The 24,277-nt window shown below is 42.2% G+C and carries 18 protein-coding genes; 1 reads left to right on the top strand and 17 read right to left on the bottom strand.

Annotated features, from left to right (window positions below; genetic code table 11):
- Positions 1-32 precede the first annotated feature (32 nt).
- The 3 genes from pflB to parE all read right to left on the bottom strand — a co-directional run bounded on the left by pflB (position 33) and on the right by parE (position 7,000).
- A complete protein-coding gene (gene pflB, locus A5877_RS14815) occupies positions 33-2,261 on the bottom strand; it encodes a formate C-acetyltransferase (RefSeq protein WP_086317060.1) in 2,229 nt (742 codons plus the stop codon).
- Between the two features lie 237 nt (positions 2,262-2,498).
- A complete protein-coding gene (gene parC, locus A5877_RS14810) occupies positions 2,499-4,961 on the bottom strand; it encodes a DNA topoisomerase IV subunit A (protein WP_005236805.1) in 2,463 nt (820 codons plus the stop codon).
- An 11-nt stretch (positions 4,962-4,972) separates the two neighbouring features.
- A complete protein-coding gene (gene parE, locus A5877_RS14805; protein WP_034872209.1) occupies positions 4,973-7,000 on the bottom strand; it encodes a DNA topoisomerase IV subunit B in 2,028 nt (675 codons plus the stop codon).
- Positions 7,001-7,284: 284 nt separating this feature from the next.
- Here parE and plsY point away from each other — a divergent pair, with 284 nt between their 5' ends.
- A complete protein-coding gene (gene plsY, locus A5877_RS14800) occupies positions 7,285-7,923 on the top strand; it encodes a glycerol-3-phosphate 1-O-acyltransferase PlsY (protein ID WP_008379676.1) in 639 nt (212 codons plus the stop codon).
- 52 nt (positions 7,924-7,975) lie between these two features.
- On the opposite strand, the gene A5877_RS14795 is transcribed toward plsY, so the two are convergent.
- The 14 genes from A5877_RS14795 to A5877_RS14730 form a co-directional block, all read right to left on the bottom strand.
- Positions 7,976-8,851: an aldose 1-epimerase family protein gene (locus tag A5877_RS14795; RefSeq protein WP_005236816.1), complete on the bottom strand. Its 876-nt coding sequence runs from the start codon at positions 8,849-8,851 to the stop codon at positions 7,976-7,978.
- An 11-nt stretch (positions 8,852-8,862) separates the two neighbouring features.
- A complete protein-coding gene (gene codY / locus A5877_RS14790; protein WP_005236817.1) occupies positions 8,863-9,654 on the bottom strand; it encodes a GTP-sensing pleiotropic transcriptional regulator CodY in 792 nt (263 codons plus the stop codon).
- Positions 9,655-9,667: 13 nt separating this feature from the next.
- Positions 9,668-11,065 carry an ATP-dependent protease ATPase subunit HslU gene (hslU, locus tag A5877_RS14785; RefSeq protein ID WP_005236820.1) on the bottom strand — a complete coding sequence of 466 codons (1,398 nt, stop codon included), beginning with the start codon at positions 11,063-11,065 and terminating at the stop codon, positions 9,668-9,670.
- A 14-nt stretch (positions 11,066-11,079) separates the two neighbouring features.
- A complete protein-coding gene (gene hslV, locus A5877_RS14780; protein WP_005229630.1) occupies positions 11,080-11,622 on the bottom strand; it encodes an ATP-dependent protease subunit HslV in 543 nt (180 codons plus the stop codon).
- Between the two features lie 22 nt (positions 11,623-11,644).
- Positions 11,645-12,544: a tyrosine recombinase XerC gene (gene xerC, locus A5877_RS14775; RefSeq protein ID WP_034872208.1), complete on the bottom strand. Its 900-nt coding sequence runs from the start codon at positions 12,542-12,544 to the stop codon at positions 11,645-11,647.
- A gap of 235 nt (positions 12,545-12,779) precedes the next feature.
- The gene (locus A5877_RS14770; RefSeq protein ID WP_005236824.1) at positions 12,780-14,216 is read right to left on the bottom strand and encodes a flotillin family protein; all 1,437 of its coding nucleotides are present in this window, start codon (positions 14,214-14,216) and stop codon (positions 12,780-12,782) included.
- Positions 14,217-14,229: 13 nt separating this feature from the next.
- Positions 14,230-14,655: a hypothetical protein gene (locus A5877_RS14765; protein WP_008379668.1), complete on the bottom strand. Its 426-nt coding sequence runs from the start codon at positions 14,653-14,655 to the stop codon at positions 14,230-14,232.
- A 119-nt stretch (positions 14,656-14,774) separates the two neighbouring features.
- Positions 14,775-16,076, bottom strand: a complete 1,302-nt coding sequence (trmFO, locus tag A5877_RS14760; RefSeq protein WP_005236828.1) for an FADH(2)-oxidizing methylenetetrahydrofolate--tRNA-(uracil(54)-C(5))-methyltransferase TrmFO — start codon at positions 16,074-16,076, stop codon at positions 14,775-14,777.
- 152 nt (positions 16,077-16,228) lie between these two features.
- Positions 16,229-18,307 carry a type I DNA topoisomerase gene (gene topA / locus A5877_RS14755; protein ID WP_061053957.1) on the bottom strand — a complete coding sequence of 693 codons (2,079 nt, stop codon included), beginning with the start codon at positions 18,305-18,307 and terminating at the stop codon, positions 16,229-16,231.
- 142 nt (positions 18,308-18,449) lie between these two features.
- Positions 18,450-19,328 (bottom strand): DNA-processing protein DprA, encoded by an 879-nt coding sequence (dprA, locus tag A5877_RS14750; RefSeq protein ID WP_016621296.1) that lies wholly within the window; start codon positions 19,326-19,328, stop codon positions 18,450-18,452.
- 68 nt (positions 19,329-19,396) lie between these two features.
- Positions 19,397-20,161 carry a ribonuclease HII gene (locus A5877_RS14745; protein WP_016621295.1) on the bottom strand — a complete coding sequence of 255 codons (765 nt, stop codon included), beginning with the start codon at positions 20,159-20,161 and terminating at the stop codon, positions 19,397-19,399.
- Positions 20,145-21,011, bottom strand: coding sequence for a ribosome biogenesis GTPase YlqF (gene ylqF, locus A5877_RS14740; RefSeq protein ID WP_005229614.1), 867 nt, complete (start codon positions 21,009-21,011; stop codon positions 20,145-20,147). Before ylqF ends, A5877_RS14745 begins: the two co-directional genes overlap by 17 nt.
- A gap of 426 nt (positions 21,012-21,437) precedes the next feature.
- On the bottom strand, positions 21,438-22,343 hold the full coding sequence (locus A5877_RS14735) for a class C sortase (RefSeq protein WP_086299598.1): 906 nt from the start codon (positions 22,341-22,343) through the stop codon (positions 21,438-21,440).
- 22 nt (positions 22,344-22,365) lie between these two features.
- On the bottom strand, positions 22,366-24,237 hold the full coding sequence (locus A5877_RS14730) for a SpaH/EbpB family LPXTG-anchored major pilin (RefSeq protein WP_086317058.1): 1,872 nt from the start codon (positions 24,235-24,237) through the stop codon (positions 22,366-22,368).
- Positions 24,238-24,277: the final 40 nt, after the last annotated feature.

Here is a 24,277-nt window from a genome sequence, read left to right as displayed (position 1 = left end):
TTTTCCCGTCCGCCGCCTGAAGTTGTTGCTTATTACATTGCTTCGTGCATTGTACGAGCAATGACATCATCTTGTTGTTCTTTGGTTAATTTAATGAAATTAACCGCATAACCAGAAACCCGAATCGTTAATTGTGGGTATTTTTCTGGGTGAGCTTGCGCATCAAGTAATGTATCACGGTTAAATACGTTGATATTTAAGTGGTGACCACCTTTTGCTGCATAGCCATCTAGCATTGTTGCTAGGTTTTCTTGTTGTGTCTCATCGTCACGACCTAATGCTTTAGGTACGATTGAGAAGGTGTTTGAAATACCATCTAATGAGTAATCATATGGTAATTTCGCAACTGACGAAAGACTTGCTAATGCACCATGCGTATCGCGGCCATGCATTGGGTTTGCACCTGGAGCAAATGGTGCACCTGCACGACGTCCATCAGGCGTGTTCCCTGTTTTCTTCCCATAAACCACATTAGAAGTGATTGTAAGGATCGAAGTTGTATGTTTTGCATCACGATATGTTTTTGTGCGTTTTACTTTCTTCATGAAAGCTTTCAACAAGTTGACTGCGATATCATCTACACGGTCATCATTGTTTCCGTATTTAGGATAATCGCCTTCGATTTCGTAATCTTCAACAATGCCGTTTTCATCACGAATCGTACGAACTTTGGCATATTTAATCGCTGATAATGAATCAACTGCAACAGAGAAACCAGCGATACCAGTAGCCATCGTACGTAGAATATCTGTATCTTGGAGCGCCATTTCAATGCGTTCATAAGAATATTTGTCATGCATGTAATGAATGATGTTCAATGTGTTCACATACAGATCACAAATCCAGTCCATCATTGTGTCATATTTTCCCATTACTTCGTTGTAATCCAAGTATTCAGAAGTAATTGGTTGGAATTTTGGTCCAACTTGTGCTTTTGATTTTTCATCGACCCCACCGTTGATTGCATACAACAATGTTTTCGCTAAGTTGGCACGAGCACCAAAGAATTGCATTTGTTTCCCGATGCGCATTGCGGATACACAACAAGCGATTCCGTAATCATCGCCCCAATGTCCACGCATCACATCATCGTTTTCATATTGAATCGCTGATGTTTGGATCGACATTTTCGCACAGAATGTTTTGAAGTTATGAGGCAAACGTGTTGACCATAAAACAGTCAAGTTTGGTTCTGGTGCTGGACCTAAGTTTGCTAGAGTGTGTAAGAAACGGAAGCTGTTTTTTGTTACCATGTGGCGTCCATCTTCACCCATACCAGCGATTGACTCAGTTACCCAAGTTGGGTCACCAGAGAACAATGCGTTGTAATCAGGCGTCCGAGCAAATTTCACAAGACGTAGTTTCATGACAAAATGGTCAACGATTTCTTGTGCTTCTTCTTCAGTGATCACGCCATTTTTTAAATCGCGTTCAACATAAATATCAAGGAAAGTTGACGTACGTCCCAATGACATTGCCGCACCATTTTGCTCTTTGATGGCTGCTAAGTAACCAAGATATAACCATTGGAATGCTTCTTTCGCCGTTTGAGCTGGTTTAGAAATATCAAATCCGTAAATGTTTCCTAATTCTTTCAATTCGCTTAAAGCGCGAATTTGTTCACTTAATTCTTCACGTTGGCGGATAATGTCTTCAGACATGGTTCCGTTTCCGCAATACAATAGGTCTTGTTGTTTTTCTTTGATCAAGAAATCCACTCCGTATAATGCAACACGACGGTAGTCACCAATGATCCGGCCACGGCCGTATGCATCAGGAAGACCTGTGATTACACCAGAACGACGAGCTGCTCTGATTTCAGGTGTATAGGCATCAAATACCCCTTGGTTATGTGTTTTACGGTAGTCGCGGAAAATGTGAGAAACTTCCGCATCGATTTCATAGCCGTAAGATTCTGCTGCTTGTTCTGACATGCGGATGCCGCCAAATGGTTGCAAGCTGCGTTTAAATGGTTTTTCCGTTTGGAAACCAACAACTGTTTCTAAGTTTTTGTCTAAGTAGCCAGGTCCATGAGAAGTAATCGTTGAAACGACTTTTGTATCCATATCCAATACGCCGCCAGCTTCACGCTCTTGCTTGTTCAGTTCCATGACTTGATCCCATAGCTTCGTCGTTGCTTCAGTAGCATCTGCTAGGAATTCATCTGTTCCGTCATAAGGTGTGTAGTTTTCTTGGATGAAGTCGCGTACGTTTACTTCTTCTTTCCAAGTTTTTCCTTTAAATCCATTCCATTGTTCCATCTGATGGACCTCCTTAAATTTTCTGTTCACTAATGTAACAGCTTTACGTGAACAGTATAACACACACCCTAATGATTGCAAGTGTTTTCAAGAATTATTTTGAACAATTTAGATTTATAAGCATTTATCAAATGTGAATCTTTTATTAAAGTGCGTTTTTTATTAATGTGAAAGATTAATTAAGAGGCAAAAAAGCAACCATTCTGTACTGGTACAGAATGGTTGCTTTGTTATAATTTATAGTACAGAATCCTCTGCGATTGCAGGACTGATTTGTGTTTTCACTTCGTAGATTTGCCCCCCTGTTTTCTCATCCATGATAAATGAGCCGTTGGAGGTCCGATCATTGATCGGGATTTGATTCGTGATGACTTCAAAGGCTTGTCCTTTTTGGTTGGTTACCAGTAGCTGCTGGTTCTCTCCATTCCCCATATAGACTACGCGATGAGGGTTTTTCTTCAATTCCCGTAAGACCATCAATCCACGCTTCGCCCGTCCTAATTGGGTGATCTCTTGGGCTAGCATGCGTTTTGCTGCGCCACGTTGGGTAATCAGAACGATCGGTGTATCCCCTTCTGAATAAACTAACAACCCATTGATAAGATAATCATCCGCTTTAAGGTTCATCGCTTTGACCCCAGCTGCTTTTGGTCCCACAACGGGCACTTCATTAAGCGAATACCGTAAGCCAAAGGCAAGATGACTGACTAAAAAGACATCCATTTCTTCTGTTTGATCAGTCAAAAAGACATTGACTAATTCATCTGATTCATCTTTCAGCTTCATGATCGTCATTGGCCGTGTCTTATAGGTGCGCCAAGGTTCAAATTCCGTCATTCGTGTTTGTTTAATCATGCCGTTTTTACTGATCAGCACAAAGTTTTTCAACGGATCGATCTCTTTGTAGGCAAAGACCCCAATGATCATTTCATCTTGCGCCAGTGTCATAACCGTTTGCGAAATATGTTCGCCTAGATCTTTCCATTTTAAATCAGGCAATTCATGAACCGGACGATAGATCGTGTTTCCTTTATTGGTTACCAATAACAGATGATCCAACGTATTCATTTGGTTGCTGTAAAGTAAAGAGTCGCCTTCTTTCATGCCGATCTCTTCTGGTTTTGAGGCACCGTAAGAACGCAAACTGCTGCGTTTGACATAACCGTCTCTTGTGACTGTCACGACGACTTCTTCTTGCGCGACTAAAACTTGTGTTTCGATCTTGATTTCTTGAATTTCGGCTTCGATCTCAGTCAATCGCGGTGTCGAATATTTTTTCTTGATCTCCCGCAATTCCTTTTTGATCACTTTCAGCAATTCACTTTCCTCATTTAAAATCGTTGTCAATTCAGCGATCGTTTCAGCAAGTTCTTTCGCCTCTGCTTGCAATTGTGTGATATCCGTATTGGTCAAGCGGTACAACTGTAAGTTCACAATGGCTTCTGCTTGCTCTTCCGTAAAACCGTGCTGAACAACCAGATTGTTTTTGGCATCTTTTTTGTCTTTACTGCCGCGAATGGTGGCGATCACTTCATCAAGAATCGATAAAGCTTTGATTAACCCATCGACGATATGCTGTCTCTTTTGGGCTTTTTGCAGTTCAAAACGACTGCGTTTTTCGATCACTTCACGCCGATGCTTGATGTAGCTTTCTAAAATCCGTTTCAAACCGACTTGTTGGGGGCGCATATTGTCGATAGCCACCATGTTGAAGTTGTAGTTGATCTGCAATTCGGTATTTTTAAATAAATAATTTAAAATTCCTTGTGCATTTGCTTCTTTTTTCAGCTCGACAACGATCTGCAAACCAGTACGGTCAGTTTCATCACGCACTTCAGCAATCCCGTCGATCCGTTTATTCAAACGAATCTCATCCATTTTTTTGACTAGATTGGCTTTATTGACCTCATAGGGAATCTCATTGATAACGATTTGCTGCTTGCCACCTTTGATGTCTTCGATCTTGGTTTTCGAACGCAGGATCACTTTGCCTTTGCCTGTTTCATAGGCTTTTTTGATTTCTTCTTTCCCTTGTAAAATCCCTCCTGTTGGAAAATCAGGGCCGGGAATATACTTCATCAGCTGATCCAAAGAAGCTTGCGGATGGTCGATCAAATAGACCGTTCCATCAATGATTTCCCCTAAATTATGGGTGGGAATTTCCGTTGCATACCCAGCTGAGATCCCAGTTGAGCCATTGACTAACAGATTTGGGTATTTTGCTGGTAAGACCGTTGGTTCTTTTTCGGTATCATCAAAATTCCACACCAATTCGACGGTGTTTTTTTCGATATCTTTTAACAGCTCACCACTTAATTCTGAAAGTCGTGCTTCGGTATAACGCATGGCAGCTGGCGGATCACCATCCATACTCCCGTTGTTTCCGTGCATTTCAATCAAAATCTGACGCAATTTCCAGTCTTGGCTCATGCGGACCATTGCTTCATAAATACTCGAGTCACCATGGGGATGAAAGTTCCCCATGATATTCCCGACTGATTTCGCTGATTTGCGGAAGCCTTTGTCATACGTATTGCCGTCTTGGTTCATGGCAAACAAGATGCGCCGCTGAACCGGTTTTAACCCATCACGAATATCTGGCAATGCCCGTTCTTGAATAATGTATTTGGAATATCGACCGAAGCGATCTCCCATCACTTCTTCCAATGTCAATTCTTGTATATTGCTTCTGTGTTCCAAGAGACCACCTCCTATTCCTTAACTAAATGTTTGCTTTCTGCTTGTTCGGTATCCATTAACTTTTCATCAACTAATTCCGGTACCGTATCTTCTTTTTTATCCAAAATACTGCCATCTTCTTCTAAACTGAATTGAACATGGCTTTCGATCCACTTCCGACGAGGTTCTACCTTGTCCCCCATCAAAGTGGTGACGCGACGTTCTGCTTGAGCCGCATCATCGATTCTTACCCGAATCAGCGTCCGCGTTTCTGGGTCCATCGTCGTTTCCCACAATTGATCGGCATTCATTTCCCCCAACCCTTTGTAGCGCTGAAGCATATAGCCTTTACCGATTTTTTGGGTCAGTTTGCTTAGTTCATCATCCGTCCAAGCATATTCGACTACTGCCTTTTTCCCTAACCCTTTAGACACTTTATACAAAGGTGGCAAAGCAATGTATACTTTTCCCGCTTCGATCAAAGGTTTCATATACCGGTAGAAAAACGTTAAAAGCAGCACTTGGATGTGCGCCCCATCGGTATCCGCATCGGTCATGATAATGACTTTGTCATAATTGCAGTCTTCAATCGAAAACTCTGGGCCAACACCGGCACCGATAGTATAGATCATGGTATTGATCTCTTCATTTTTCAAAATATCCTGCATCTTGGCTTTTTCCGTATTGATAACTTTGCCTCGTAACGGTAAAATCGCTTGGAACTTGCGGTCACGGCCTTGCTTCGCTGACCCGCCGGCTGAGTCCCCCTCCACCAAATACAATTCATTTTTCTTAGGATTACGAGACTGAGCAGGCGTTAATTTTCCAGAAAGCAGTGACTCACCTTTTTTGCGTTTCTTTCCTGTGCGGCTTTCTTCTCTCGCCTTTCTGGCAGCTTCACGGGCCTCTCTTGCTTTGATCGCTTTACGAACCAGCATTTGACTCATTTCACTGTTTTCTTGCAGGTAATAGCCTAGTTGCTCGCCAATCACATTGTCTACAGCATTTCTTGCTAAGGGTGTTCCTAATTTCCCTTTGGTCTGTCCTTCAAATTGCAAAAGATTTTCTGGAACACGGATCGACAGCACGGCCGCTAAGCCTTCACGAAAATCACTACCTTCAAGGTTCTTATCTTTTTCCTTCAACAAATTGACCTTGCGGGCATATTCATTGAAAGCTTTCGTCATTGATGTTTTCATCCCAACTTCATGGGTACCACCATCTTTGGTACGTACATTGTTGACAAAGGACAAGACATTTTCCGAATAGCCATCATTGTATTGAAAGGCAAGTTCTACCTCGATTGCTTCTTTGGTACCGGAAAAATAAACCACCTGGGTCAAGGTATCTTTTTCTTCATTTAAATAATCAACGAATTCTTTGATGCCTTCTTCATATAAAAAAACTTCATGAATTGGTTCTTCCCCACGTTCATCCGTCAGGGAGATTTTGACCCCTTTTAGCAAGAAAGCCGATTCTCTTAAACGTTCTGCGAGAATTTCATAGGAGAATTTGGTTGTTGAAAAGATCGTGTCGTCAGGTTTAAAGGTGACTGTGGTTCCAGTTGGTTTACGAGTTTTGCCGATTTTTTTCAAAGTACCAGCTGGTTTCCCACCGTCTTTGAAGCTCTGTTTGTATTCGATGCCATCACGAACGATGACTACTTCCAGCCAGCTGGATAGAGCATTTACAACACTGGCACCAACCCCATGAAGGCCGCCAGAAGTTTTGTAGCCTCCTTGGCCAAACTTCCCGCCGGCATGTAGCACTGTGAAGATCACTTCAACAGTAGGGATTCCCGATGCATGTGTCCCGACCGGCATTCCTCGCCCATTGTCTCGAACACTGATACTATTGTCTTTGTGGATCGTAACATCGATTTCATTGCCGTATCCAGAGAGTGCCTCATCAACCGCATTATCGACGATTTCATACACTAAGTGATGTAAGCCGCGGCTATCGGTCGAGCCGATATACATTCCTGGCCGTTTTCTTACTGCTTCTAGGCCCTCTAAGACCTGAATGGAAGCATCATTATATTCTGTGGTTTTCTTTGCCAAACCCACCGCTCCTTTAATCTTGATCAGTCCTTTTTTACTGCTGAAAGGACTGCAAAAAAAATCTTAACACAAAATACGCTTTTTTCAAGCGAACATTTTTCTAAACTATCTTATCCTTTTTCCTTTGTTTGCACAAGCTAGAGTCACAAAATGGCTTGTTTGTGTTTCACAGCTCCGAGGAAAGCTGTTTTTCTTCTTTCCCTGACTAGCGAAAGATTTTCTTATTGTTGGAAAGGCGTTTTCATGCTAAAATTGCCCTAGCCTTGCAAAGAAAGTTGGTTATTATGAATACGATTCTTTTATTTATTGTTGCTTACCTTTTAGGTTCGATCCCCTCGGGTGTTTGGATTGGCCAATTGTTTTTCAAAAAAGATATTCGCCAATTCGGCAGCGGCAATACGGGAACGACCAATACATTTCGCGTTTTAGGAAAGAAAGCCGGGATCGTTGTTTTATTAATGGATATCTTAAAAGGAACTTTGGCAACCAGTTTGCCTGTCCTCTTTGGTCTCCATACCGTCAATCCGCTCTGGTTTGGGGTCTGCGCGATCTTAGGTCATACCTTTCCGATCTTTGCCAAGTTTAAAGGCGGCAAAGCGGTGGCGACAAGTGCTGGGATGCTCTTAGGATACAATCCGCTCTTTTTCATTTATTCTTCATTGATTTTTGTTATCTGTCTTTATGTGACAAGTATGGTAAGCCTGACCAGTATGATCGCGGCGTGTTTGATCACCTTATCGACGGTCGTTTTGCCTTTTATCGCCCCTGCGATATTGCCTGAGCAAAACTGGTTGCTGACCTTCATCGCGATCGGCGTAACGATTTTTATCTTTATTCGCCATCGCGAAAATATTTCACGTATTAAAGACGGGACTGAAAGTCGGGTACCGTTTGGTCTGAATAAGCGTCAAGCGAACAAATAAGCAGAAGCTGAGAAAAGTGCAATGACTTTTCTCAGCTTCTTTTTGCCTGCTTTTATTTGACTGTGATCGAGTACTTTGTTTCAAATAACTCCTCAGGCGAAAGTGCTTGAATACCCAATTTTTCTGAAAGCTCACCGGAAGCTTCCAGTGTATCTGCGATACCGCACCATGGTTCTATACATAGAAACGGCGATTTTACGGGATACGTGGACCAAAAACCGACATACGGCATATTATTGTAGCTTAACGTAACACTATGAGGCGATTTCTCACTGCGAATCGAGTAGGAATGTAATCCTTTCGTTTCATAAACCAGCGCATCATTTGCAAACATATCGTGGGTCAAGCGCAAATCCGTATTCGTTTGACCGAGTGTGCGTTGTTCATAATCAATATAATTGCCTTTTAATGGCAATTTCACTCGTGATTTCTTTGGAGAAAAAGAAAGGTAGTAGTCTTCAAATGTCAGCCCTTTTTCAAGTGGGACATTGAACGCAGGGTGTCCTCCAATGGAGAAGAATAGTTCTTTTTGACCGCTATTCTTTACTTGATATTTGACGACTAAGCCATCACCGCCTAATTCGTAACTGACATACAGCTGAAAATCAAACGGATACTTCGCTTTGGTTTCAGTTGAACTTTCTAATAGAAACAAGGCATAGTCTGTACGTTTTTCAACGACAGTAAACACCATGTCTCTGGCAAACCCATGACGGGGCAAATGATAACTTTTGCCCTCATGCTGATAGGTGTCCTCTTTTAAGGCGCCAACAATCGGAAATAAGATTGGCGCATGCTTTCCCCAGTGGTTTGGATCAGCTTGCCAAATATATTCAAGGTCATTGCTTGTATCAACTAAGCTTTGTAGCTCAGCCCCTTTTTCTGCAATTTTTGCTTGCAGATGACCCGCCGTGATGGTAACTGTCATGGTCTCATCTCCTAATATTGATGTTTCGTCAATTCCTCTTTAAAGCGGCTGTTAAGCACTTTTAAATAGGTGCCTTTCATCCCCAAAGAGCGGGATTCTATAATGCCGGCAGACTCTAGTTTACGCAAAGCATTTACGATCACCGACCGTGTAATTCCAATGCGATCAGCGATACTTGACGCGGTCAGACGACCTTCGTCGCCTTCTAATGCCTCAAAGATTGCTTGAACAGCTTTCAACTCACTATAAGAAAGGGTGTTGATTGCCATTTGAACAGCTGTGGTACTGCGAACATCTTCTTCGATACTGCGGGATTTTTGGTACAAGAATTGCATACCAACAACTGTCGCACTGTATTCCGCTAATACCAAATCGTCGTCATCAAAGGACTTATCGATTCTGGAAAGAATGATCGTACCTAAACGTTCCCCTGCACCGTAAATCGGTACGATGGTCGTTAGTCCGTTGGGATACAACTCACGGCCTTCTACAGGAAAAGCGGTCATATCATCACTGATTGGCACATTAGCTTCTGTGGAAGTCAGGTGATCGACTAAATCTGTATAATTTTTAGGAAACTGTTTTTCAACAAACATTTTTTTGATGCGTTCATTATTGACATCATGGTTCTCAACAAAACCTAACACGCTACCGTCAATGCTAATAATATACGCATTGCTGTCTAGGATGTTTCCTAAAATGACAGCCATCTTGTCGTAAGGCAAATCAGAAGCTAAATTAAAGGTGTTTTTTTGCTGCAATAATTCGTTGATTTGTCTTGTCTTTTCTAATAATGTTTTCATTGGTCCGCTCCCTTTATAAAATATACCGGCTTAAGTCTTCATCTTTTGCGATGGACGCAAGTTTTTCTTCCACATACGCTTCTGTGATGGTGATTTCACCCATTTGCATCTCAGATGCTTCAAATAATAAGTCTTCAAGTAGTTTCTCTAGAATCGTATGCAAACGACGAGCACCAATATTGTCGGTATCGCGATTCACTTGATAAGCAATTTCGGCAATTTTCTCGATAGCTTCCATCGTAAAGACTACTTTGACATTTTCGGTTCCTAACAAGGCAATGTATTGCTTGACTAAGGCATTGTTGGGCTCCGTTAAAATTTTAACAAAGTCTTCTTTTGTCAAATCATCTAGTTCCACACGAATCGGGAAACGCCCTTGCAATTCAGGGATCAGATCGCTTGGTTTCGACAGGTGGAATGCCCCAGATGCAATAAAAAGGATATGGTCTGTTTGTAGGGTTCCGTATTTCGTATTGACTTGCGATCCTTCAACGATCGGCAAGATATCTCTTTGCACCCCTTCACGAGAAACTTCTCCTGACTGCTGTGATTTCGAAGATACTTTGTCGATTTCATCTAGAAAAATGATGCCACTAGATTCTGCTAAACGTAATGCTTCACTATGAATATCCGCGTCGTTGACCAGTTTTGAAGATTCTTCTTGAATCAGCAATTCTCGTGCTTCTTTTACGGTTACTGTGCGTTCAATTTTCTTTTGCGGTTTCAATGCTCCTAAGGTTTCATTCAAATCGATCCCCATTTGTTCTAAGCCATTGTTCATCATCGGTGCTTGATTTTTCGGCTCATCGACTTGGATCGTCACTTCCCGGTTGTCTAAAAGGCCCTTTTCTAATTGCTCAAAAATGGCTTGACGGTTGCTGCGAATCTCATCTGTCAATTCTTCTTTTGGCTCTTCTGGTTGTTGTGCGGCGTTGAACATATTCATCATTTGTTCATAAGGATTGGTATTCTTTTTCTGTTCCTTTTTAATACCAGGAACTAAGACTTTTACTAAACGACGGTTGGCTTTTTTCTCTGCTTGGATCCGCACGTTTTTATATTGTTCTTTTTTCACGATTTGGATCGCATTCTCAACGAGGTCACGTACCATCGATTCTACGTCTCGACCGACATAGCCGACTTCCGTGAATTTCGTCGCTTCTAACTTAACGAAAGGTGCATCAACGATCTTTGCTAAGCGTCGCGCAATTTCCGTTTTACCAACCCCTGTTGGTCCGATCATCAAAATATTTTTTGGTGTGACATCTTGTTGCATCTTTTCATCTAATTGCAGCCGGCGGTAGCGATTTCTCAAAGCAACAGCCACTGATTTTTTGGCGTTGGTTTGTCCAACGATGTATTCATCTAATTCTTTCACGATTTCTCGTGGTGATTTGTTTTGGTTTGTCATATCGTCATCCCTCTTTAAAACTCTTCTACAATGATATTGTGATTCGTAAAGACACAAATGTCTGCGGCAATATTCAAGGCACCTTCAGCAATTTCTTTGGCAGATAGTTCACCGCCATAACGTTTCATTGCACGGGCTGCTGCCAAGGCATAGTTTCCACCTGAACCGATGGCTAAGATCCCTTCATCTGGCGAAATGACTTCGCCTGTCCCAGAGACCAAAAGCATCTCCTTATCATTCATGACGATCAGCATCGCCTCTAATTTTTGCATCGACTGCTGAGTCCGCCATTCTTGAGCCAATTCTACTGCAGCTCGTTGCAAATTTCCGTTGTATTCATTTAGTTTTCCTTCAAATTTTTCTTCCAAGGTAAAGGCATCTGCCACACTGCCGGCAAAACCAACGATCACTTCACCATTGTAAATTCGACGGACTTTCCGAGCGGTTCCTTTCATAACGACCTGTTCTCCCATCGTTACTTGTCCGTCACCGGCCATGGCAAATTTTCCATCTTTTTCAACCGCACAGATGGTGGTTGAATGAAATTCTGACTTCATTTATGTTCCTCCTGTACCAATTTTACGCGCGTGGATGAAATTGGCGATAATTTTTTTGTAAACTGTCTTTGGTGACATGCGCATAAATCTGTGTCGTCGATAGATTGGCATGCCCCAACAGTTCTTGAACGGTCCGCATATCGGCGCCATTGTTTAATAAATGGGTTGCAAACGTATGCCGAAGCATATGAGGATGGATTTTACTGTCTAAACTGCTTTTTCGAATGATTTGATTCAAAACATATTCGATCCCAGTTGCAGTGATCCCGTCACCAAGATGATTCACGAAAAGGATCTCGTGTTCCTTGTTCTGCTTTTCCATCAGCTGTTTGCGTCCTGAGGAAAGATAGCGTTTGACTGCTGCTTGTGCGTAACTACCGAAAGGAACATAGCGATCCTTATTCCCCTTCCCATGGATCAGTAATACGCCGCTTTCCCAATCGATTGCCCCCAGTGTGAGACTGCTGCACTCACTGACCCGCAAACCTGAACCATAAAGGACTTCTAACAATGCTTGATTGCGCTGTTGTAGTGGCTCATCGCCAGCAACACTTTGAAAGAGAGCATCCATTTCCTTCTCATAAAAAAAACGCGGCAATTTGGCGTTTTTCTTTTTTAAATGAATGTAGGCGAAAGGATTCTCTTTGACGATCTCATGCTTGGTTAGAAACTGATAAAAAGATCGCAAACTAGCCATTTTACGACTGATGGAATTACGGCTGTACTCTCGTTCCGTCAAATAGCTTAAATAGACGCGAACATCGCGGTATTCCACTGCTAATGGGTCTTCATTGCCAGACTCTTTTAAGAAGTGAAAAAAATCGCCCATATCTTCTTGATACGCTTTTTTTGTCTTTTCCGAATACCCTCTTTCAACAATAAGATAACGAAAAAACTCTTCTTGAAACTGATCTGTTTGCAAATTAACCCCCCTTTTCATGATTCGAAATAACTTTAGCATAGACCACAAAAAAAAACAAATGAATTGTCAGAATTTAATCAATATTTCAAAGTTTAGACATAATTGTGAAAACTTTCTAAGAATCTACGTAAGATTCTTATCTTTGTTCAGAAAGATCCGTTAAATGCGCCAGAAAAACGTACCAGTCCCTCTCCTCAAAAGAAAGAGGGACTGATACGTTTCCACTTATTTGCTTTTATTCGATTGGATCAGTTGTTGGCTGATGCGAACCAGTGCTTTCAGATACAGCCTGAACTAGCTCTTTGTTTCCTTGTTTTGTGGACATCGTGTCATTGATTAACCCAACTAAGTCTAATCCGGTTGTCTCTTTGATCGTATCAAAGGTTCGCGCTAAACCAGCTTCCCCCATTGATTGAAGACCATCATTGCCGCCAAAGCTAACCACTTTATCAATATTGCTCAGTGGCGCATTGACCTCTTTCGCGATTTCAGGCAGCACTTTGATGAACTCCATCAAAATACCAGCTTCGTTCAGTTTGGTCAAAGCAATCGCCATCTTTTCACGGCTTTCCGCTTCGGCTTGACCGACTTTTGCGATCCGTTCCGCGTCGGCACTACCTAGTTTTTCAATTCGTTCGGCTTCTGCTTGGGCAGCTAATTTGACTTTTTCCGCTTCCGCTTGTGCTCGTGCGATTTCTCTTGCTTTGTCTGCTAAAGCGTTTTGTTCAACCACATATTTATCCGCTTCGGCTTTTTTACGGACAGTTGCATTCAATTCTTTTTCCGTCAATTCCGCTTGTTTTTCTTGAATCTCGATATTTTTTTCTTGTTCGATCAATTGAACTTTCATTTGTTCGCCGACCGCGATCTGTTCCGCTTTCGCATCCGCAACTTCGCGTTCTTGTTTGTATTGTGCTTGTTTCAATGCCATATCTTTTGTCGCTTCTGCGATTTCTGTTTGGCGACGGATCTCTTCATGCTGTGCCAATTGCTCATTCTCAGCTTGCTTGATTCGAGTTTCTCTTAAGGCATTGGATTCCGCTACTTCGGCATTTTTTTTCACTTCAGCAATCTGAGGGCGTCCTAACGCATCCAAGTAGCCATTGCTGTCGCTGACATCTTTGATCGTAAACGAAACGATCTCCAACCCCATTTTCTTCAAGTCCGTAGAGGCAACTTCTTGCACTTGTTCCGCAAAATCATCGCGGTTTTTATAGATGGCTTCTACCGTCATCGTTCCTAGAATCGCCCGTAAGTGACCTTCTAAGACTTCTTGGGCTTCATCTTCCAATTCACCTGTGGATTTGCCTAAGTATTGCTCAGCAGCTGTCTTGATCGACTCGGTACTGTTGCCGACCTTTACAAGCACCGTCGCACTGGCTTTGATCGGTACGCCTTGTTCCGTATAAACTTCTGGTGTCCCAATCTCTAACTTGTGGGTCAATAAACTTAATTTATGGGCTTTTTGAACAATAGGAATCACAAACGTCCCACTGTTTTTTAAGATTTTGATGCCTTCTTTTCCTAAAAACGACCCCGTAACAATCAATGCTTCATCGGGTTTCCCAATGCGATAGCGTATCATCAAAAAAGCGATCAATAAAACAACGAGGACAACACCCCATAAAATCGGATTACTTAAAAAATCTACTGCTGATCCTGTATCCACCATAACGTAACACTTCCTATTCTATAAAATTTTTACTTTCCACCACCAACGCGATCCCTTTTTTATCAAAATCGACAATGATGACTTTGGTTCCGACTGGCAATCGAACATTGTTTTCACGATCTTCTTCCCGAAAAAAACGTGCAGGATAAACAGAACGTGCACCTTGACTCCCTATCTCCATGACTTCGCCGATTGTATCTCCGACAATCTTTTCCGTCAGTTCACCGATCACAAAATCATTGCGACTAATGACATTGCTGCGGTTTTTGTCTGTGATGCGATTGTAAAGCCACATAATGGGACCTAACAGCAAACTAAATAAAACAAAGACAACGAAAATGACCCCGACCAAAAGGATCAGCCATCCTAAAAATTGAATTACTGTAGGAAAACGCTGTAAATAGTTTTGAATCAAATGAATCCATTCTCCAATCACCATCTTCACCACCTTCTGTCATTGTTACTGTCTATCATAAGTCACCTTGATTAAAGTTTCAAGACAAATTAAAAAAAAACCTTCTTACCATTTATTAGTAAGAAGGTGATGACTCATCGCTCTTATAGTTGTTCTTTGGCTTCTTCTAAGGCAGCTAATGCCCGGTTTGCCAATGCTTCATAACGAGATTTTTTATCTCTGATTCGTTCTGGAAGTTCTGGCAGCAAACCAAAGTTGGCATTCATCGGTTGGAAGTGTTTGCCTTCTGCATGAGTGATATAATACGCCATACTGCCAATTGTCGTCTCTTGTGGCATAATGATCGGCGCTTCCCCTTTTGCAAGTTTGGCAGCGTTGATCCCGGCCATCAATCCACTGGCTGCACTTTCAACATACCCTTCAACGCCTGTCATCTGACCAGCAAAAAAGAGGTCTTCACGTTTTTTCGATTGGTACGTTTGTTGTAACAACTCTGGTGAATTCATAAAACTATTCCGATGCATCACGCCGTAGCGCACAAATTCTGCCTCTTCCAAACCAGGGATCATACGGAAAACCCGTTTTTGCTCGCCCCATTTTAAATGTGTTTGAAAACCAACGATGTTGTAAAGAGAAGCAGCCGCATTGTCTTGACGCAACTGAATCACTGCGTAGGGACGTTTGCCGGTTTTCGGATCTTCCAATCCAACTGGTTTCATCGGACCAAACAACATGGTTTTCGGTCCACGGCCAGCCATAACTTCGATTGGCATACATCCTTCAAAAAATTTTTCTTTTTCGAATTCTTTCAAAGGGGCCACTTCCGCATTGACTAAAGCTTCACGAAACGCATAAAACTCCTCTTCGTTCATTGGACAGTTCAGATAGGCTGCTTCGCCTTTGTCATAGCGTGATTTCAAATAAACTTTATCCATATTGATGGTGGATTTATCGACGATCGGTGCTGCTGCGTCATAGAAATAAAATCCTTCTGATCCGTTAAAAGCTTGGATCGCTTTGGATAAAGGTTCAGAAGTCAAAGGTCCAGTTGCAATCACGGTGATCCCATCTGGAATTTCAGTGATCTCCTCTTCGATGACAGTGACTAAAGGATGTTCTTTGACACGTTTGGTGACTAACTCTGAAAAATCATCACGATCAACAGCTAAAGCTCCACCTGCTGGAACCGCTGTTTTGTCTGCAGAGGTAATAATCACTGAATCTAAGCGACGCATCTCTTCTTTCAAAACACCGACCGCATTTGTTAAATTGTTGCCTCGTAGTGAATTCGTACAAACAAGCTCGGCAAAATTATTTGTATGATGGGCTTCTGTCGATTTCTTAGGACGCATTTCATAAAGCTTTACTGCGACACCTGCTTGCGCTGCTTGCCAAGCAGCTTCGCTTCCGGCTAAACCGGCACCAATAACATTGATTTCTTTCATAGTGCTCTCCTTTTATTTCAAAAGCTCGCCTCTTGTCATAAGAAACTGCTTGTATTAATCAAAAGGACCGGCACTTTCTTTTGTCAGCCAACATCAAGGCTGACCGTTCAAAAGAATGCGCCGATTCTTTTTTTAACAGGGAATCCTGCTAGTTATTTTTGCACATTTTCTTCATAGTCCCCATTGATACACACGACTTGCTTGCCGCCTTTAACTTTCTTCTCGACTAAGTAATTATCACATTTCGGACAATTACGGCCTACAGGTTTGTCCCAAGAAGTAAAGTCACAGTCCGGATAGCGGGTACATCCATAAAACAACCGATTTTTTTTCGATTTGCGTTCAACAACTTGGCCTTGATGACAGACCGGGCACTCAACGCCGATTTCTTTGACGATTGGTTTCGTGTTGCGACAGTCAGGGAAATTGCTGCAGGCATAAAATTTTCCGTAGCGACCTAATTTGATCACCATTGGATGGCCACAAAGGTCACAGTCAAAGCCTGCAGGTTCGTCTTTGATTTGAATTTTTTCGATACTTTCTTCTGCAGTCGTCAATTCTTTTTCAAATGGACGGTAGAATTGATCGACGACTTTGACCCATTCTTCTTTCCCAGCTTCAATGCTATCCAAGCTATTTTCCATTTCAGCAGTAAAATGCATATCAACGATTTGCGGGAAGAATTCCTCGATCAATGAATTGACGATCTCACCAAGTTCAGTTGGCTCGAAACGTTTTTGTGTCAATTTCACATAATAACGTCGTTGGATTGTTTCCAACGTTGGTGCATAAGTTGAAGGACGACCCACACCGTTCTCTTCAAGGGTTTTGATCAAGGTGGCTTCACTGTAGCGGGCAGGTGGTTGAGTGAAATGCTGTTTTGGTTCGATCGATACGGATTGGACCACATCTCCTTCAATTAACTCTGGCAAAATGTTCTCTTTGTCTTCTTTGCCATCATCGCGCCCTTCCACATAGACCTGCATAAACCCTTTAAATTTGATCTTTGAACCATTGGCAATAAAGATGACACCATTTTGATCCAAGGTAACTTTCATTGTATCCAAAATCGCCGGCGTCATTTGACTAGCCACAAAGCGAGACCAGATCAAGCGATACAGTTTTAGTTGGTCTTTGTCTAAGAATTTCTCCATGGCTTCTGGCGTACGCATCACACTTGTTGGTCTTACCGCTTCATGGGCATCTTGTGCCCCTTGTGCATTCGCGCGTTTTTTGCCACCGTGCGCCGAAAACTCTGAACCATAAGTACTTTCAATAAATTCGGCCGCTTCACCTTTGGCTGTGTCTGCGATTCGGGTCGAATCGGTACGCATATAGGTGATCAAACCAACGGTTCCTTGTTTACCAAGAGCGATCCCTTCATAGAGCTGCTGTGCGACCATCATGGTTTTCCGCGTTCGAAAGTTCAGTTTACGGGCTGCTTCTTGTTGCAAGCTACTGGTGGTAAACGGTGCCGCCGGGTTGCGTTTGCGTTCTTTCTTTTCAACCTTCGTCACTTGAAACTCTTTACTAGAAAGACGATCGGTGATTTCTTTTATGCTTTCAGCATTCGGTAATTTTTTCTTTTTGCCATCTAGGCCCCAAAAATTGGCTTTGAATTTTTTCGTGGCTTTTTTAAAGTTTCCATCAATGCTCCAATATTCTTCAGGAACAAAATCACGGATCTCTTTTTCACGATCAATAATAATCTTAAGCGCCACCGATTGAACACGGCCAGCACTCAATCCTTTTTTCACTTTACGCCAAAGGATCGGGCTCAATGAATACCCGACTAATCGGTCTAAAATCCGGCGCGCTTGTTGAGCGTCAACAAGATCTACATCGATCGTTCTTGGCTCTTTGAAGGCTGCTTTGACCGCATCTTTAGTGATTTCATTAAAGACGACGCGATTTTTATCTTTTAAATCTAATCCAAGTAGAAAAGCTAAATGCCAAGCAATAGCTTCTCCTTCTCTATCCGGGTCACTTGCGAGGTAGACTTTTTCGGCTTTTTTCGCAGCTGAACGGAGACTTTTGATTACATCGCCCTTGCCACGTATCGAAATGTAATGCGGTTCGTAGTCATTTTCGACATCAATTCCCATTTTACTTTTAGGAAGATCACGAATATGACCGACACTTGCGACGACTTTGTAATTTCGTCCAAGGTATTTTTCAATGGTTTTCGCCTTTGCCGGCGATTCCACGATTACTAAATATTTATATGCCATATAAAGAATGGCTCCTTCCTGAATTTTTCCTACTATTATATTCTATCAATCAGTGAACCTATCGTATGCAGATGAAACATACAAATCGTAGCTTATCATAGCTTTCAAGAAAAGGTTTGTCAAGGAAGGTTGATTGGAAAAATCAAAAAAAGGCTAACTCCTGTAAAATATCTGACACACTAATCGTACATTTTGCGCCATCTTGAATCAAGTGGTGACAACCTTTTGACTGATCGGAAATCATTTCACCAGGCACTGCAAAAACTTCTCGGCCATTTTCCATTGCTAATTGTGCCGTAATCAAAGAACCGCTTCTTTCTTTAGCTTCAATCACACAGATCGCTTTTGAAATACCGGCAATGATGCGATTGCGTAAGGGGAAGTGATGTCTTTGCGGTTTGGTGTCGTGAGAATATTCACTCAGTACTAGATGTTCTTGACGAATCTGCTGGAACAACGGATACGCAGAAGTAGGATAACAATGTTCCAAACCAGAAGCAATCACGGCAATGGTTTGTCCCCGATTTCTGATGGCTGATTCATGGGCAAAACTGTCGACGCCATTTGCTAATCCACTGACGATCGTATAGTTTTCTGTCACTAAAGGCGGGATCAGCTTTTCGCAAACTTTACGCGCGTAGCGAGAAGCTGTTCTTGCGCCGACAAATCCAATCATGGGCGTTTGCAACAATTGCAGATTTCCTTCGTAAAATAGTAATAATGGTGGGTCCGCAATTTGTCTTAAAAGCATCGGATACTCCGCTGAAAAGAAGGTGAGGTAGTTTTGTCCCCCCATCTTTTGTGTGATGTGCTCTTCTGTCATTTGCTCCCACGATCGGCGAAAAACCGTCCTATGCTGTGGAAGGATGCCGATGGCAATCATCTCTTCCAACGAACAACGCATTTCTTTTGTTTCCAGCCAATGCCAAATAATCTTCCAGCAACCTTGCAGACCGATTCCCTGACAGTAGTACAGTTTTATCAACTGTTTTTCAAAATCTGTTGCTTGTTGATACTTCATAAACAAAACCCTCTTTTCTTAGTGATCTTACTTATAAGATTCGCTAAAAAAAGAGGGATGGATGAAATTTATAAGTATTGTTTAACTGGGGCAAAGGTTTTACGATGAATAGGGCAAATTCCATGGGCAGCTAACCCTTCTAAATGAACTTTGGTCCCATACCCAGCATTTTGATCAAACCCATAAAAAGGATACACATCATGAAAATCTTTCATTAAATTGTCACGATAGACTTTGGCAATGATACTTGCTGCGGCAATCGAAATGGAGCGGGCATCGCCTTTGATCAAGCTTTGTTGAGGGATGTCGGTCTCGATGGTCATCGCATCAATGAGCAAATGTTCCGGCTTGACCGCTAAGTCGATCAAAGCTTCTTTCATCGCCAGGCGGCTCGCTTGATAGATATTTATCCGATCGATTTCTTCAGGACTAACCACACCGATACCGACAGCAACGGCTTTATTTTGAATTTCGATAAACAGTTCTTCTCTTTTCTTCGCAGAAAGCTGTTTTGAATCATTTAACCCCAAAATCTGGCATTCTTTAGGCAGAATCACCGCAGCTGACACCACGGGTCCTGCTAAAGGTCCGCGCCCCACTTCATCTAAACCGGCGATAAAACGGGCGCCTTGTTGAAATGCTTCGTTTTCAAAACGCATCATTTCTTCGTATTTTTCCTGCAATAGCTGCTGTTTGACTAATTGTTTCTCATATCGTTGCAACAGCTTTTGGACCCCTGCGCGTTCATCTGCTAGCAATTCCTGCAAAAATGCCGGGTCATTAAAGGTTGGATCAAATAATCGCTCTTTGATTGTCTTAATCGGTTGTTTCATCTTGGCTTTCCATTTCCTCCACTCGATCTAGTGTATAACGGCCTAATTTTCCTTGCCGAATGTCAAAGACAACAAGCTCGCTTCCTCGATCATAGTTATCTTTATACCCACGTTTTTCAGTGATTTTCATCAACAGGTCCGGCGCTAACAACGCCTCTTCCTCCGCCTTTAGTTGGTAACGATTGGCGATTCTTTCAGGATAATAGCGGGCAAAAAAATCAAGTCCATACAATGCGATATCATCCAAATGGATCAGCTGATCTTTAATAGCCCCCGTCAATGCCAATTTTTTACCAATCTCAGGATCTTCAAATTTTGGCCATAAGATCCCAGGCGTATCTAGCAGCTCTAGATCAGTCCCAAAACGCAGCCATTGCTGTCCTTTGGTCACGCCGGGTTTATTACCCGTCTGAGCAATTTTCTTCCCTACTAAACGGTTCATCAAGGTTGATTTTCCGACATTCGGAATGCCAATCACCATCGCTCGAATCGCACGGGGCTTCAATCCTCTGGCTTTGTCACGAGCGATTTTTTCCTTCAAGACTTGCTTAGCCGTCGGGACAATGGCTTTGACGCCTTGATTGTCTTGGGCGTTGATCGCCAAGGCTAAATAGCCTTGTGCTTGGAAATAATGCTCCCATTTTTTGGTTTGAACGGGATCTGCTAAATCCGCTTTATTGATCAAGATCAATCGTGGTTTTTGCTGTAATAATTGGTCCAGCATGGGGTTGCGGGATGAGATCGGCAAGCGTGCGTCCACGAGTTCAAAAACGATATCCACGAATTTTAATTTCTCACTTACTTCACGTCTGGCTTTCGCCATATGGCCTGGAAACCATTGAATGGTCATTTGAACGTTTTCCTCCTTGGTACTTCTTCGAATTGGTAAAAAAAGACAGTAGTGTCTAAATCCATGCAGTATATACCTAACAAGAACGAGGACTATTTGCTCTAAAACCATCAGAGAAACTAGTCACACTGGGCATTTTGCTAAAATTGCTTTAGGACAATGTTCTTGTTCCAACCTCGTGCATAGGTAAAGCTTTCAGCGCGATTCTCATGCGTCATACGCGCTTTCTCGCTTTTTAATTTTGGGGAAGTGGTTGAAAAAAAGCTTGTCTACCCACTCATTCTTCCTTTTTTCTGACACCTTTACCATTAGACCGACTGTTTTTTACTACCTTTTATCTTCGTTATTGTACCATATTTCACACGACATGTTTCGTTCTGAGTAAGGTTAACAAGTCATTTTCTAGTGGATCTAGAGGAAAACCTGCTATCTTTGCTTCTTATCACTGAGAGTGATCAAATCATGCTGTTTTTTTCTTTTGATTCTGCTAATCACCAGCAGGAGTAGTAATAGTGTGGTGCTTACAACTAGCAGCACCCACAAATCCTGCTGGTTTGCTTTTTTTGCGGCATTTGTTTCATTTTCTTCATTGTAAGGAACCCTTTTGCCGCGAACCAATAAACGATGGCTATTGACCATATAGGGTGTGCAGGTTAGTAAGGTGACATAATCACTGCCTTTGACAATTTTTAGTGCTTCGGTATCATCAGGGGCGACCGTTTTAATCTGATCTATTTGATACGCCAACGTATCATCAAACGTTTCGATATAAAACTCATCGCCGATCTGCAGCTTAGGCAGATCCGTAAAGAGGGTTGCACTCGTTAACCCACGGTGTCCGCACAAAACTGCATGGGTATCTTCACCACCTATTGGATACGAAGCGCCCTCCAATAATGTTGCTCCTCTTTTTAACAACGTATCGGTGGTTTGATCAAAAATCGGGAGAGCGACACCAATCACGGGGATCTTTAAAACGCCGATCGTATGTCGTTCATAGTAATCAGGTGTATCGCCTGATTCTGAGTCCCTTGTTTCTGATAAATCTTGCGTTTCTTTGATTCCAGGATTGCTGGGATGCTGTGCCAGCTCTTGATTTACTCGTTCCAACTGGTTCCTTTTTTGTTGTTTTTCTATTTCACTCATTTTTTTAGCTTGGCTTTGGTAGTAGCTGATCAACTGTTGATCCAAAAAGGTGTTGAGCTGATTACTTACAAAAGGATAACTGATGATCAGAACACCTAGCAGCAGCAGAATACCCATTAGAACATCCAACAAAGTCACTTTTTGAGTAGGTACTTTCGTGCCATTTCTTTTCCTTTTGATTGTCATCGTGCATTTTCATCTCATTTACTTACCCTTTTTTCCGTTTAACAAAATAACACCCAGCTAAACCAACGATCACCACTCCGATGGCGCCCATTAAATACGTGCCGGCACCACCAGTTGCCGGTAAGGTTCCTTTGCGGCGGTTAGGGACTTTTTCTGGATCTCCCAATTGCTCTTTCGTTCCATAAGACGTTTCATGTACTTCAAAAGCGATGCGATTTGTTAGCAGTACATAATTTTTTGGTGCTTTTACTTCTTCCAAATAGTAGGTGCCAAATTTTAACCCGATGATATCAACTAATCCATCTGTCCCTGTGGTAAATTTCGTCGCTTCATCCGCTGTTTGCACCCAAGATACCTGTTTGGTTCCTTCTTCGATTTTCAGGTAGTTGGCATCATCACGGTCTTGATCCCGTACAACAAAAACTGCATCTGCCAATGCTTCGGTAGCGGTCACAGCCCCATCGACTTTTAAGAACCGTTTGCCCCCTGTCAAAACTTCCACGCTTGGAGGCGTTTGATCCGTCATGAAATCCGTTTCTACATTTGCTTTATTCGTAAAGCCATTAATAGGCATAGCCTGTTCATTTAAATACATATAATACACAAAGCGCAATTGATTTCCCGGCCTTAATTGCGGCACGAATTCTGGATTGATAGTTACCGTAAAGCCATGCTCTTTTTCCGTTACTTGGTAATTCGTCGCATCGATTTTCTGCTCTCCATCATACAACGCATAGCCCGTTTCTCCTTCAGCTGTATTTTCAAAAGTTAATGCTGGATCATGGGCATCGATCAATTGAAAATGTTTGTATTTGTTTTCTGATCCTACTTTATCTTGAATACCTGATGGGTTATTGACCGTTAGGTGATATTGGATTCTTTCGCCGATCTCCACGTCTTTGCCGTCTAATTGTGGTGTTGTTTTTGTAACATTTGTTGTGTCATTCTTGATTGTTAGCTCAACAGTAACGTTACTTCCTGAATCAATCGAGAAATCCTTGATTCTTTCTTCCTCGATTAAGGCGGCTTGACTTGGGGCTTTCGTTTCCTCTAATTGATAGGCGCCTGTTTCTAGTTGCGCAATCTTTAGCTGTCCTTTTTGGTTCTCACTCACATCGATACCAGCGTCTCCAGCAGCATATTGTTTGCCTGTCAAAAAACGGTACGCTGCCTGTTTGTCAGTTGTCCATGTATAAAGTCCATCGGCTGCACTTAAAATGTATTTCTTGGTATTTTCGCGTCCTTCTTGCTTTGAAACAACAAATTCCGCATCATTCAGTGGTTCGTTTTCCCCCGTTCCTCGCTTATTCACAAGGAGCGTTCCTTCATTTGTGACGATATTTTTCGGATAAAGATGGATCGTGTCTAGCTCTTCTTCTCCATAAACATATGAGCCATCAGCTTGTTGGATCATTTCATATACGGGAAAGGCGATCACCATATTCTCAGCAGTTGTAACGCCGTCTTTAGGGGCTTCTACAATGGTGTAAACTGCATCCCGATCGGCTTGTTTTTTCGGCAATTCAAAAACCAAATCACCGGCTGCATCTGTTTTTCCGCTAGCTATAGGGGAACCAGACGTCAAGGTTTGAACTTGACGCTTGGCTTCTTCAACGGATGCCCCTGCAGATCGTTTTTCATAAAATGCTGCTGTCACATCATAGACAGAAAAAGTGACATCGGCTAAGCCTTGGTATTGATCAAACTCTTCCATCTCAGTCCCACTATTTTGAATCAATGAACCTGGCAGATTGACCATTTTCTTTTTATGGAGATGGATCTGTGCCAAATTGCTCTCTGCAGACACTTGCTGATTTTTTGTTCCAAAAAAGACAAATGGCAAAAGTAAAAATAGGAGACAAACCATTTTCGTATGATTAAAAATCTTTTTCATTGTTCTTTCCTCTCTTCTAAATTTTTTTTCGTTTTTCATT

The sequence above is a fragment of the Enterococcus sp. 3C7_DIV0644 genome (genome assembly GCF_002141235.1).
GTDB lineage: Bacteria > Bacillota > Bacilli > Lactobacillales > Enterococcaceae > Enterococcus_D > Enterococcus_D entomosocium.
This window is presented reverse-complemented; position numbering and strand designations above follow the sequence as displayed.

What these genes read in the sequence shown, in the direction of transcription:
- pflB (WP_086317060.1), bottom strand. Translation starts at nt 2,261, where the DNA reads ATGGAACAATGGAATGGATTTAAAGGAAAAACTTGGAAAGAAGAAGTA.
- plsY (WP_008379676.1), top strand. Translation starts at nt 7,285, where the DNA reads ATGAATACGATTCTTTTATTTATTGTTGCTTACCTTTTAGGTTCGATC.
- A5877_RS14795 (WP_005236816.1), bottom strand. Translation starts at nt 8,851, where the DNA reads ATGACAGTTACCATCACGGCGGGTCATCTGCAAGCAAAAATTGCAGAA.
- codY (WP_005236817.1), bottom strand. Translation starts at nt 9,654, where the DNA reads ATGAAAACATTATTAGAAAAGACAAGACAAATCAACGAATTATTGCAG.
- hslU (WP_005236820.1), bottom strand. Translation starts at nt 11,065, where the DNA reads ATGACAAACCAAAACAAATCACCACGAGAAATCGTGAAAGAATTAGAT.
- hslV (WP_005229630.1), bottom strand. Translation starts at nt 11,622, where the DNA reads ATGAAGTCAGAATTTCATTCAACCACCATCTGTGCGGTTGAAAAAGAT.
- A5877_RS14770 (WP_005236824.1), bottom strand. Translation starts at nt 14,216, where the DNA reads ATGGTGGATACAGGATCAGCAGTAGATTTTTTAAGTAATCCGATTTTA.
- A5877_RS14765 (WP_008379668.1), bottom strand. Translation starts at nt 14,655, where the DNA reads ATGGTGATTGGAGAATGGATTCATTTGATTCAAAACTATTTACAGCGT.
- trmFO (WP_005236828.1), bottom strand. Translation starts at nt 16,076, where the DNA reads ATGAAAGAAATCAATGTTATTGGTGCCGGTTTAGCCGGAAGCGAAGCT.
- topA (WP_061053957.1), bottom strand. Translation starts at nt 18,307, where the DNA reads ATGGCATATAAATATTTAGTAATCGTGGAATCGCCGGCAAAGGCGAAA.
- dprA (WP_016621296.1), bottom strand. Translation starts at nt 19,328, where the DNA reads ATGAAGTATCAACAAGCAACAGATTTTGAAAAACAGTTGATAAAACTG.
- A5877_RS14745 (WP_016621295.1), bottom strand. Translation starts at nt 20,161, where the DNA reads ATGAAACAACCGATTAAGACAATCAAAGAGCGATTATTTGATCCAACC.
- ylqF (WP_005229614.1), bottom strand. Translation starts at nt 21,011, where the DNA reads ATGACCATTCAATGGTTTCCAGGCCATATGGCGAAAGCCAGACGTGAA.
- A5877_RS14735 (WP_086299598.1), bottom strand. Translation starts at nt 22,343, where the DNA reads ATGACAATCAAAAGGAAAAGAAATGGCACGAAAGTACCTACTCAAAAA.
- A5877_RS14730 (WP_086317058.1), bottom strand. Translation starts at nt 24,237, where the DNA reads ATGAAAAAGATTTTTAATCATACGAAAATGGTTTGTCTCCTATTTTTA.